Annotated in this window: 10 protein-coding genes; 9 read left to right on the top strand and 1 reads right to left on the bottom strand. The window is 68.3% G+C overall.

Annotated features, from left to right (window positions below; all coding sequences use genetic code 11):
- Positions 1-76: 76 nt before the first annotated feature.
- The 4 genes from dusA to rsxB all read left to right on the top strand — a co-directional run bounded on the left by dusA (position 77) and on the right by rsxB (position 4,626).
- Complete coding sequence (gene dusA / locus AVME950_RS20025) at positions 77-1,117, top strand: tRNA dihydrouridine(20/20a) synthase DusA (RefSeq protein ID WP_284431145.1); 1,041 nt, start codon at positions 77-79, stop codon at positions 1,115-1,117.
- Positions 1,118-1,243: 126 nt separating this feature from the next.
- A complete protein-coding gene (locus tag AVME950_RS20030) occupies positions 1,244-2,314 on the top strand; it encodes a GTP pyrophosphokinase (protein ID WP_284431146.1) in 1,071 nt (356 codons plus the stop codon).
- Positions 2,315-2,527: 213 nt separating this feature from the next.
- On the top strand, positions 2,528-3,955 hold the full coding sequence (locus tag AVME950_RS20035) for a polyhydroxyalkanoate depolymerase (RefSeq protein WP_284431147.1): 1,428 nt from the start codon (positions 2,528-2,530) through the stop codon (positions 3,953-3,955).
- Positions 3,952-4,626, top strand: a complete 675-nt coding sequence (rsxB, locus tag AVME950_RS20040) for an electron transport complex subunit RsxB (RefSeq protein WP_284431148.1) — start codon at positions 3,952-3,954, stop codon at positions 4,624-4,626. Before AVME950_RS20035 ends, rsxB begins: the two co-directional genes overlap by 4 nt.
- Positions 4,627-4,702: 76 nt before the next feature.
- Here the strand turns inward: rsxB and AVME950_RS20045 are convergent, their stop codons facing one another.
- Positions 4,703-6,199, bottom strand: a complete 1,497-nt coding sequence (locus AVME950_RS20045; RefSeq protein ID WP_284431149.1) for a methyl-accepting chemotaxis protein — start codon at positions 6,197-6,199, stop codon at positions 4,703-4,705.
- Positions 6,200-6,411: 212 nt separating this feature from the next.
- Here AVME950_RS20045 and dapC point away from each other — a divergent pair, with 212 nt between their 5' ends.
- The 5 genes from dapC (at position 6,412) to prmB (ending at position 11,845) form a co-directional block, all read left to right on the top strand.
- Positions 6,412-7,614 (top strand): succinyldiaminopimelate transaminase, encoded by a 1,203-nt coding sequence (gene dapC, locus AVME950_RS20050; RefSeq protein ID WP_284431150.1) that lies wholly within the window; start codon positions 6,412-6,414, stop codon positions 7,612-7,614.
- An 8-nt stretch (positions 7,615-7,622) separates the two neighbouring features.
- Complete coding sequence (gene dapD, locus AVME950_RS20055) at positions 7,623-8,447, top strand: 2,3,4,5-tetrahydropyridine-2,6-dicarboxylate N-succinyltransferase (protein WP_272569511.1); 825 nt, start codon at positions 7,623-7,625, stop codon at positions 8,445-8,447.
- Positions 8,448-8,530: 83 nt separating this feature from the next.
- Positions 8,531-9,691 (top strand): PilT/PilU family type 4a pilus ATPase, encoded by a 1,161-nt coding sequence (locus AVME950_RS20060; protein WP_284431151.1) that lies wholly within the window; start codon positions 8,531-8,533, stop codon positions 9,689-9,691.
- Positions 9,692-9,731: 40 nt separating this feature from the next.
- Complete coding sequence (dapE, locus tag AVME950_RS20065; RefSeq protein WP_284431152.1) at positions 9,732-10,907, top strand: succinyl-diaminopimelate desuccinylase; 1,176 nt, start codon at positions 9,732-9,734, stop codon at positions 10,905-10,907.
- Positions 10,904-11,845 carry a 50S ribosomal protein L3 N(5)-glutamine methyltransferase gene (gene prmB, locus AVME950_RS20070; RefSeq protein WP_284431153.1) on the top strand — a complete coding sequence of 314 codons (942 nt, stop codon included), beginning with the start codon at positions 10,904-10,906 and terminating at the stop codon, positions 11,843-11,845. The genes dapE and prmB overlap by 4 nt, the downstream gene beginning before the upstream one ends.
- Positions 11,846-11,875 lie beyond the last annotated feature (30 nt).

Raw genomic sequence — 11,875 nt, forward strand, 5'->3', positions numbered from 1 at the left:
CTGTCCGATGGGATAATGCGCCCTGCCCTTCCCCCAGCCCTGTCTCCCCTGCCTGCCGCTTTTTCTGTCCGTGCCCATGTCCACCGCTCCCTACAGTCCCTGGCGCCTGTCCGTCGCGCCCATGATGGACTGGACCGACCGCCACTGCCGCTACCTGCACCGCCTGCTGAGCCGCCATGCGCTGCTCTACACCGAGATGGTGACGACCGGCGCGCTGATCCATGGCGACGTCGAGAGGCACCTGCGCTTCAACGCCGAGGAGCACCCGGTGGCCCTGCAACTGGGCGGCAGCGAGCCGGCCGATCTGGCCCAGGCCGCGCGGCTGGGTGCGCAATGGGGCTACGGAGAGATCAACCTCAACTGCGGCTGCCCCAGCGAGCGCGTGCAGCGCGGCGCTTTCGGCGCCTGCCTGATGAACGAGCCGCAACTGGTGGCCGACGGCGTGAAGGCCATGGTCGATGTGGTGGACGTGCCGGTCACGGTCAAACACCGCATCGGCATCGACCAGAGCGAAGACTACGGCTTCGTGCGCGACTTCATCGGCACCGTGGCGGATGCGGGCTGCAACGTGTTCATCGTCCATGCGCGCAACGCCTGGCTCAAGGGCCTGTCGCCCAAGGAAAACCGCGAGATCCCGCCGCTGCGCTACGACGTGGTGCAGCGGCTGAAGGCCGATTTTCCGCACCTCACCATCGCCTTGAACGGCGGCCTGGCCACCGACGAGGCCGTGGCCGATGCGCTGGGCCGGGTCGATGGCGCCATGGTGGGGCGCGAGGCGTACCACAACCCCTGGTGGCTCGCGCGCTGGGACGCGCTCTACTTCGGCGCCGCCGACAACGCCCTCACGCGCGAGGGGGTCGAGGCTGCGATGGTGGACTACATGGCACGCGAGGCAGCGCTGCATGGCACCCACTGGTATTCGATCGCCCGCCACATGCTGGGGCTGCGCCACGGCCTGCCGGGCGCGCGTCGCTGGCGGCAGGTGTGGAGCGACCACCGGCTGAAGGGCCTGCCCGCGCACGAGGTGATGGCCCTCGCGCAGGCGCCGCAGCGCGGCGCGCCTTCCGACGCCCCGGCCGCCCTGGACACCTCGGCCGAACTGGCGGCCACGCGGTAAATCCGGCCGGCACGGCCGGCGCCGTTCCGGGCACCAGGCCCGGGCAATGCAGTTGGACTACGATGGCGGCTCGGACGGTGGCCCGCCGTGGAGGCCACCGCCCTCAAGCACCGTTTCTTTTTGCCCATGCCCTCGCTCGATTTCTCCCGGGAAGAAAAAGGCTTCGAAGCCGCCTATGCCCAGGAACTGCCTGCGCTGCAGTACGCCTGCGCCTCCTATATGGCGCTGCTGCAGGCCATCCTCTCGCGCACGCCCCACCTGGACATCACCAAGGTCGAGGGGCGCGTGAAGGACCGCCGCGAATGCGTGAACAAGTTCTCGCGCAAGTACCGCGCGGCGCTGGAAGAAAGCAACACCCCCTACGAAATCCGCCCCTACATCACCGACCTGATCGGCGTGCGGGTGGTGTGCCTGTACGAGGACGAGCTGGAAAAGGTGGCGCAGGCCGTGCGATCGCACTTCGACGTGATCGACGTGACCGACAAGGTGACGGCGGTGGAGAGCACCGAGGACTCCTTCGGCTACAAGGGCCTGCACCTGGACCTGCGGCTGACGCCGACCCAGGCAGCCCTGGCCGAACACGCGGCCTATGCCCACCAGCCGTTCGAGCTGCAGGTGCGCACGATCATCCAGGACTCCTGGAGCGTGCTGGACCACAAGATCAAGTACAAGAAATCGATCCCCGGGCAGCTCAAGCGGCGCATCAATGTGCTGTCGGCCCTGTTCGAGCTGGCCGACCGCGAGTTCCTGCAGATCCGCGACGCGACCGAGGCCGAACTGCGGCAGGCACCCGACGAAACCGCCGAACCCGACGACGACACCGACCTGGAGTCGGCCCCCGCCGAGAAGGCGCAGGCGCCGGGCAGCGAGCTCAATGCGTTCACGTTCCTCAAGATCGCGAACCACTTCTTCAAGGACCAGGACTTCGAGCCGCACAAGGTGGACTTGTTCGTGGAAGACATCCGCGCATGGTCGCCCACCATCACCCGGGCCCGCTTCAACACCCTGATGCGCGCCACCATCGGCACCGTCAAACGCTACAAGCAGCACTTCGAAGACCACAACCCGCAGGGCAGCTTCAACGCCTACACGGTCATCCGCCACTGCCTTTACCTGGGCGACCGCACCACGTTCCGACGGGCCCTGCGCAACAGTTCGCGCGAGGCGTTCGAGGCATGGCTGAAAGAACAGGCCTGACGGCGCATTCCGGCACCACCACCAAAACAGCCCTCAGCGTAATCATCACCAGGGCATAGCGCTATATTTTTAATAGCAAACAAACAGCCTTCCGTCACGCGACAATTGTTTCCATTTGTCGCATAGGTGACTCGTTGTCAGTACTTTCACGCCATACAGGGGTTGCGTTGTACTGCTATATTGCACTGCAACATATCCGGAGTTTCGCGCCAAATGCTTTACAACATCTACGAAACCCAGCGTTCGCTCATGGAGCCGTTCGCGGACTTTGCCCAGACCGCCTCCAAGCTCTACAGCAACCCCGTGTCGCCCTTCAGCCAGACGGTCTTCGCCCAGCGCATGTCCGCGGGCTATGACCTGCTGTACCGCCTGGGCAAGGATTACGAGAAGCCGGTGTTCGGCATTCACACCGTCAGCGTGGAGGGCACCGATGTCGCCATCCACGAACGGGTGGAGATCGACAAGCCCTTTTGCGAGTTGCGCCGCTTCAAGCGCTTCTCGGACGACCCCGCCACCCTCACCCACATCAAGCAGCAGCCCGCCGTGCTGATCGTGGCGCCGTTGTCGGGCCACTACGCCACGCTGCTGCGCGACACCGTGCGCACCATGCTGCAGGGCCACAAGGTCTACATCACCGACTGGAAGAATGCCCGCCTCGTGCCGCTGGCCGACGGTGCCTTCCATCTGGATGACTACGTGAACTACGTGCAGGAGTTCATCCGCCACCTGCAGTCGCGCTACGGCAACTGCCACGTGGTCAGCGTGTGCCAGCCCACGGTGCCGGTGCTGGCCGCCGTGTCGCTCATGGCCAGCCGCGGCGAGACCACCCCGTTGTCCATGACCATGATGGGCGGGCCCATCGACGCGCGCAAATCCCCCACCGCGGTGAACAACCTGGCCACGAACCGCAGCTACGAGTGGTTCGAGAACAACGTGATCTACCGCGTGCCCGACAGCTTCCCCGGCGCGGGCCGGCGCGTGTACCCCGGCTTCCTGCAGCACACCGGCTTCGTGGCGATGAACCCCGACCGCCACGCCACCAGCCACTACGACTATTTCAAGGACCTCATCAAGGGCGACGACGCCAGCGCCGAGGCCCACCGCAAGTTCTACGACGAATACAACGCCGTGCTGGACATGGATGCGGACTATTACCTGGAAACCATCAAGACCGTCTTCCAGGACTACAGCCTCGTGCACGGCACCTGGGATGTGCGCGCCCCTGAAGGCCAGCCCGAGCGCGTGCGCCCGCAGGACATCCACACCACCGCGCTGCTCACCGTCGAAGGCGAGCTGGACGACATCTCCGGCTCCGGCCAGACCGAGGCCGCGCACAGCCTGTGCACCGGCATCGCCCAGAAGAACCGCAGCCACTACGAAGTGAAGGGCGCGGGCCACTACGGCATCTTCAGCGGCCGCCGCTGGCGTGAGCTGGTGTACCCCCAGGTGCGCGACTTCATCCTGGCCCATGAGCCCGCCCACGCGGCCGACACCGGCACCACGCCCCTGCCCAGCGACGACGCACCGCGCCGCCGCACCGGTGCTGCGGCGGCCGTGCACGCGGACACAGCCGGGCTGAAGGCCGCGGCCACCGCCGCCGCCAGCGCGCCGCGCGCCAAGCGCGCGCCCCGCAAGGCTTGACCCCCGCCGCGGACGCCGTCCGCGCGCTCGCGGCGCGCATCGATGCGGTGCTGCCGCAGACGCAGTGCACCCGCTGCGGCTACCCCGATTGCGCGGCCTATGCCCTGGCGGTCGCCAGGGCCGAGGCCGGCATCAACCAATGCCCGCCCGGTGGCGCCGAAGGCGTGGAACGCCTGGCCGCCCTCACGCAGCGGCCAGTGCGGCCGCTGTCGCCCGAACACGGCACCGAAGGGCCGCGCGCCGTGGCGTTCATCGACGAGGCCTGGTGCATCGGCTGCACGCTGTGCCTCAAGGCCTGCCCCACGGACGCGATCCTGGGGGCCAACAAGCAGATGCACACGGTGATCGAGGACCATTGCACGGGCTGCGAACTGTGCATTCCCGTGTGCCCGGTCGATTGCATCGTGCTGGAAAACGCCAGCGGCAGCGCGACCGGCTGGGCCGCCTGGTCCGCGGCACAGGCCGGGCACGCCCGGGACCGCTACGCGGCCCGCACCCAGCGGCTGGCCCGTGACGCACAGGCGGCACCCGCCTTGCTGCCGACCCCGGAGCCCGCTACGGCCTCAGCCGACGCAGGGGCGGCCTCATCCTTGGCGCCGCCCGGAGATGCCAAGCAGGCCGCCATCGCCGCCGCCATGGCGCGGGCCCGCGCCAGGCGTTCCGCCGGCTGACGCGAGGGCCCGCAGGCAACGCAGGCCCATCCGTTTTCTTCTCTGGATGCCGGTGGTCTGGCCTGGCCGGCCGAGCTCAGGCCGAAGCGATGAGCGACTTGTAGACGCCGCAACCCAGGTAGATGTCCCCGGCCTTGCACACGAACGACATCTTGGTCTGCACCCGGCCGGTGGCCGGGTTGGTGATGTTGTACTCCACCCATCCCGGCCCCTGATCGGCCTGGCCCGTGATGGATGCCATCAGCGCCGCGCCGTCGATGCCGGGAATGTCCTGCACGCGGGACCCGACCTTGGCTGGATTGCCGCCGAAGGCCAGGTAGGTGCCGTCCAAGCGCAGGGCAAACACGTACATGTCCCGGTCATGGAAGGGCTGGGCCGGGTCCGTCAGCGTGCGCAGCAGGCTGGCCTGGGGCGCCGTGCGCGCCAGGGCCACAGCCCGCTCCACCAGCGCCTTGGCCTCGTCGGCAGTGCCCTGCTGCAGGCGGAACGACATCACCGCCCGCGAGAGCGTGGAGGCGCGGTGTTCCAGCGCCTCGGCCTGGTGCACGGCCTGGCCCACCATCTGGGCGTTGCGCTGGGTGATCTGGTCGAGCTGCTGGACGGCGGCGCTGATTTCGCTGAGGCCGGTGCTCTGCTCGGCGCTGGAGGCCGAGATCTCGCTCACGTTGGCGGCCACGCTGCGCACGCCGCCCGCCATCTCGGCGATGCCCGAGCCCGCCGCCCGGATCAGCTGCGCGCTGGTCTCCACCTGGCGCACCGAGTCGCCGATGAGGTCACGGATCTCACGCGCCGCCGCGCCCGATCGCCCGGCCAGCGACCGCACTTCGGACGCCACCACGGCGAATCCCCGGCCCTGCTCACCCGCGCGGGCCGCCTCCACCGCCGCGTTCAGCGCCAGGATGTTGGTCTGGAAGGCGATGCCGTCGATCACCGCCGTGATCTCGGCCATGCGACTGGCACCCTGCTGGATGGCCTCGACCGACTGCACCGCCCGGCCCATGGCCTGCGCGCCCGCATCGGCCGAGGTGCGTACCTGGGCCGCCTGCTGGTCCGCCGAGCGGGCGGTTTCGGCGTTCTGCTGCACTGTGGAGGACAGTTGTTCGACGCTCGCGGCGGTCTGCTCCAGATTGGCGGCCTGCTGCTCGGTGCGCTCGGCCAGCGCCCGGTTGTCCGCGGCCAGGCTTTCGCCGGCATGGGCGACCAGCGCGGCATTGCTGCGGATGTCGGCCACCATCGACGACAGCATGAGCACCATGCGCTCCAGCAGGCCACCCAGTCGCGCCATTTCGTCCTGCCCCACGATGCGCGGCCGCGCTCCCAGGTCGCCGCGCGCTGCGCTGTCCATGGCATGGGCCAGCACCGCGAGGTCGTCCGCCATGCCGCGGTGCATCGCCGCCGCCAGGTAGGCGACCAGACCGCTTCCGGCAGCGAACCACCACCAGCGGCCCTGCGTGGCCAGCGCCAAGGCCAGCATCGAAGCCAACGCGGTGCCCGACAGCAGCGCCATCTTGGCGGGCAGCGCCAGGCGGCGCATCAGCCGCACGCCCGGCCCCATTGGCGAAAATGAACCCATTCCGATGTCTCCCCAAGCGCTTTTAGTGCGCGAATGCTAAAGGCTGCGACTTACGCGCGATTGACGCGCGCCGAACCCGAAACCGTGCCACCGGCGGCGAACACGGCGCGCGCCGGCCCGTCTCCACCGCTTCGCCAACCCCTTCCCGGGGCCATTGCGGGTGGGCGCGTACCCGGCGGAAGGCCGCGCTCCATCCACCATAATGGCGGCCCATGAATCCCCTGCTCTCCCACCTGCAGCCCTACCCCTTCGAGCGGCTGCGACAGCTCTTCGCGGGGGTCACGCCCCCCGCGTCGTACCGCGCCATCAGCCTCGGCATGGGGGAACCCCGCCACCCCACGCCCGCCTTCATCAAGGAAGCGCTCACCCAAAGCCTGTCGGGCCTGGCCAGCTACCCCGCCACGGCCGGCGAGCCGCGACTTCGCCAGGCCTGCGCCGACTGGATGCAGCGGCGCTACGGCCTGGTGGTGGACGCCGCCACCCAGGTGCTGCCCATCAACGGATCGCGCGAGGCACTGTTCGCCTTCGCGCAGACCATCATCGACCCAACGCGCGCGGGCGCAACGGTGGTTTGCCCCAATCCCTTCTATCAAATCTACGAAGGCGCGGCGTTGCTGTCGGGCGCCACGCCCTACTACGCGCCCAGCGACCCGGCCCGCAACTTCGCCGTGGACTGGGACAGCGTGCCCGAGGGCGTCTGGCAGAACACGCAGCTGCTCTTCGTGTGTTCCCCGGGCAATCCCACAGGCGCGGTCATGCCGCTGGCCGAATGGCAAAAGCTCTTCGAGCTGAGCGACCGCCACGGCTTCGTCATCGCCTCGGACGAGTGCTACAGCGAGATCTACTTCCAGGGCGAGCCGCCGCTGGGCGGGCTGGAGGCCGCGGCCCAGCTCGGCCGCGCCGACTTCCGCAACCTGATCGCCTTCACCAGCCTGTCCAAGCGCAGCAACGTGCCCGGCTTGCGCAGCGGCTTCGTGGCGGGCGATGCCCGGCTGATCCAGGCCTTCCTGCTCTACCGCACCTACCATGGCAGCGCCATGGGCCCGGCCGTGCAGGGCGCGAGCATCGCGGCCTGGAACGACGAGCAGCACGTGGACGAGAACCGCGCGCTCTACCGCCGCAAGTTCGAAGACGTCACGCCGCTGCTGGCCCGCGTGATGGACGTGGCGCTGCCCGACGCGGGCTTCTACCTCTGGGCCCGCGTGCCCGACGCCCTGGGCCTGACCGATGCGCAGTTCGCCCGCGAACTGCTCGCTCAATACAATGTGACGGTGCTGCCCGGCAGCTACCTCGCCCGCGAGGCCGGCGGCGTCAACCCCGGCGCGCAACGCATCCGCATGGCCCTGGTGGCCGAAGCCGAAGAATGCGTGGAGGCAGCCCAGCGCATCGTGCAATTCATCCAATCCCATCCCTGAACCGACCCATGACCCAACAACTTCAGACCCTCATCGACAACGCCTGGGACAACCGCGCCAGCCTCTCGCCCGCCGCGGCCCCCAAGGAGGTGCAGGATGCCGTGGAACACGTGATCGCCGAGCTGAACAACGGCAAGCTGCGCGTGGCCACGCGCGAAGGCGTCGGCCAGTGGACGGTGCACCAGTGGATCAAGAAGGCCGTGCTGCTGTCGTTCCGCCTCAAGGACAACGAAATCATGAAGGCCGGCGAGCTGGGTTTCTACGACAAGGTGCCCACGAAGTTCGGCCACCTGTCGGCCCAGGAAATGGCCGCCACCGGCGTGCGCGTGGTGCCCCCCGCCGTGGCGCGCCGCGGCAGCTACATCGCCAAGGGCGCCATCCTGATGCCCAGCTACGTGAACATCGGCGCCTATGTGGACGAAGGCACCATGGTCGATACCTGGGCCACCGTGGGCAGCTGCGCCCAGGTGGGCAAGAACGTCCACCTGTCCGGCGGCGTGGGGCTGGGCGGCGTGCTGGAGCCGCTGCAGGCCAACCCGACCATCATCGAGGACAACTGCTTCATCGGCGCGCGCTCGGAAATCGTCGAAGGCGTGATCGTGGAAGAGAACTCGGTCATCTCGATGGGCGTGTACATCGGCCAGAGCACCCCCATCTACGACCGCGCCACCGGCGAGACCAGCTTCGGCCGCGTGCCGGCCGGCTCGGTCGTGGTGAGCGGCAACCTGCCCAAGGACAACGGCCGCTACAGCATGTACGCCGCCATCATCGTCAAGAAGGTGGATGCCAAGACCCGCTCCACCACCAGCCTGAACGACCTGCTGCGCGACTGACAGCACCGCACGCCGCACCACCCCGGATCCGATCCGACCGTCCACCCGCGACCCGCACCCCGACGAACGAAAGAGCAATCCCCATGAGCACGATGGAACGGATTCTTCGACTGATGGCCGAAAAGCGGGCGTCGGACGTGTACCTCTCGGCCAACGCGCCGGCGCTGATCAAGATCAACGGCGAGTGCGTGCCGATCAACAGCCAGGTGCTTCCGGCCGACGCGCCGAAGAACCTGCTGGCCGAGATCGTCTCGCCCGACCGCATCGAGGAGCTGGAGGAAACCGGCGAACTCAACATGGGCGTGCCGCTCACCGGCGTCGGGCGCTTTCGCGTGAGCGCCATGCGCCAGCGCGGCAGCTACGCGGTGGTGATCCGCTTCATCGCGCAGCACATTCCGCCGCTCGCCTCGCTGAACCTGCCGCCGGTGCTGAGCGACCTCATCCTGGAAAAGCGCGGTCTGTTGCTGGTCGTCGGCGCCACGGGCTCGGGCAAGAGCACCACGCTCGCCTCGATGATCGACAGCCGCAACGAGCAACTCACCGGCCACATCCTGACCGTGGAAGACCCGGTGGAATACCAGTTCCGCAACAAGAAGTCGATCGTGAACCAGCGTGAGATCGGCGCCGACACGCAGTCGCTGCAGACCGCCCTGAAAAACGCCCTGCGCCAGGCGCCCGACGTGATCCTGATCGGTGAAATCCGCGACCGCGAGACCATGTCCGCCGCCATTGCCTATGCGCAGTCGGGGCACCTGTGCCTGGCCACCCTGCACGGCAACAACAGCTACCACGCGCTCAACCGGATTTTGAGCTTCTACCCCGTCGAGGTGCGTCCCACCATGCTGGGCGACCTGGGCTCGGCGCTCAAGGCCATCGTGTCGCAGCGCCTGGTGCGCACCCCGGCCGGCGACCGCGTGCCCGCCGTCGAGGTCATGCTCAACACCAAGCTGGTGGGCGACCTGATCGAGAAGGGCGACTTCTCGGGCGTGCGCGAGGCCATGGAGAAGTCCATGGCCGAAGGCTCTCAGACGTTCGAGGAGGCGCTGGCCCAGCTCATCCTCGAAGGCCGCATCGACCGCAAGGAAGGCATGGCCTATGCCGACTCGCCCACCAACCTGATGTGGCGGCTGCAGAACGATTTCTCCCTGGCCTCCAAGAACGCCAAAGCCCAGAGCGAGGCCGCGCGGGAAGAGGAAGACCAGCCGTCCTTCACCGAGATCGTGCTGGACGTCAAGCCGTCCTGACCTGCCCCGCCCTCCTTCGCCCGAACCGCCTGCCCAAACGATGTCCCGAACCCTGCACCTGGCCGAACAGCTCATTGCCCGCCCCTCCATCACCCCGAACGACGCGGGCTGCCTGGAGCTGCTGGCCGACCGCCTTCGGCCGCTCGGCTTCGACTGCGAACGCATGGACAGCGGGCCGGACGATTTCCGCGTCAGCAACCTGTGGGCAAAACGGCCCGCAGCGCAATCAGCACTAGGGCATGGCGCTATCAAAACCGTAGTATTCGCCGGCCACACCGATGTGGTGCCGACCGGCCCCGTCGAGCAATGGGGCAGCGATCCCTTCACGCCCATGCACCGCGGCGGCAAGCTCTATGGGCGCGGCGCGAGCGACATGAAGACCTCGATCGCCGCCTTCGTCGTCGCCGTGGAAGAGTTCCTGGCAGCCACGCCCGAGCCGGGCCTGCAGATCGCGTTCCTGCTCACCAGCGACGAAGAAGGCCCCTCGGTGGACGGCACGAAGGTGGTGGTCGATCGGCTACGCGAGCGTGGCGAGGCGCTGCATTACTGCATCGTGGGTGAACCCACTTCGGTCGAGAAGACCGGCGACATGATCAAGAACGGCCGCCGCGGCACCCTCAGCGGGCGGCTCACCGTGCGGGGCGTGCAGGGCCACATCGCCTACCCGCAACTGGCGCGCAACCCCATCCACCAGGCCCTGCCGGCGCTGGCCGAACTGGCTGCCATCCGCTGGGACGAGGGCAACGCCTTCTTTCCGCCCACCAGCTGGCAGATCAGCAACATGCACGGCGGCACGGGCGCGACCAACGTCATTCCGGGCGCGGTGGTGATCGACTTCAACTTCCGCTTTTCCACCGAATCGACGGCCGAGGGCCTGAAGCAGCGCGTGCATGCGCTGCTGGACCGCCACGGCCTCGAATACGGCCTGTCCTGGACCTTGGGCGGGCAGCCCTTTCTCACGGAGCCCGGCGAATTGGTGCGGGCCGTGCAGCAGGCGGTCCTGGATGAAACGGGTCTGGACACCGAGCTGTCCACCACCGGCGGCACCAGTGATGGGCGCTTCATCGCGCAGATCTGCCCGCAGGTGATCGAACTGGGCCCACCCAACGCCACCATCCACAAGATCGACGAGCACGTGGTCGTGGCCGACATCGAGCCGCTGAAGAACATCTACCGCCGCACGCTCGAGCATCTGAACGCACAGGCGGGCGCATGAGCGAAGCGGCGCGAACCACCGGGCCCCAGGTGCATGGCGACACGGTCGGCGCCCTGATCGCCTCTGGCACCGCGCGGCTGGAGGCCTCGGGCGTGGCCTTCGGTCACGGCACCGCCAATGCGCGCGACGAGGCTGTGTGGCTGGTGCTGTGGCGCCTGGGCATTGCCCTGGACGAGCCGCTGGACGATGGCCTGGAGCCCGTCTCCGCCCGCACCGTGGCTGCGGCCGATCAAGCCCGCGTGGCCGCGCTCTTCGAAGAGCGCATCGCCACCCGCAAACCCGCGGCCTACCTGACGCGCGAAGCGTGGCTGCAGGGCGTTCCGTTCTATGTGGACGAGCGGGCCATCGTGCCGCGCAGCTTCATCGCCGAACTGCTGGTGAATCCGCCACCGGACGGCGGCATCGACGGATTTTTGGGCGAGCAGACGCGGGCCGTGCTGGACCTGTGCACCGGCAACGGCAGCCTGGCCATCCTGGCGGCCATGGTCTATCCGGACGTGCAGGTCACCGGGGCCGACATCTCGCCTGACGCGCTGGCCGTAGCCCGCATCAACGTGGACAAGCACGGCCTGCAAGAGCGCGTGGCCTTGCAACAGTCCGACGGGCTGGACGCTGTGCCGGGCCCGTGGGACCTGATCCTCTGCAACCCCCCCTACGTGAATGCCCAGAGCATGGCGGCGCTGCCCCAGGAGTACCTTGCCGAGCCCGCACTGGCCCTGGCCGGTGGCCCGGATGGCATGGACTTCGTGCGCGGCCTGCTGGCGCAGGCGCCCGGCTGCATGAGCGAAGACGGCGTGCTGGTGCTGGAGATCGGCAACGAGCGCAGCCATTTCGAAGCCGCCTTTCCGGACCTGCCCGTGTTCTGGCTCGACACGAGCGCTGGCGAGGACCAGGTGCTGCTGATCACCCGCGAGGCACTGGTGGCACACCCGACCTGATTTCGCACTGCCGACCGGGGCGCCCAGGCG

Source organism: Acidovorax sp. SUPP950 (assembly GCF_030158935.1).
In the GTDB taxonomy this organism is placed as follows: Bacteria; Pseudomonadota; Gammaproteobacteria; order Burkholderiales; family Burkholderiaceae_C; genus Paracidovorax.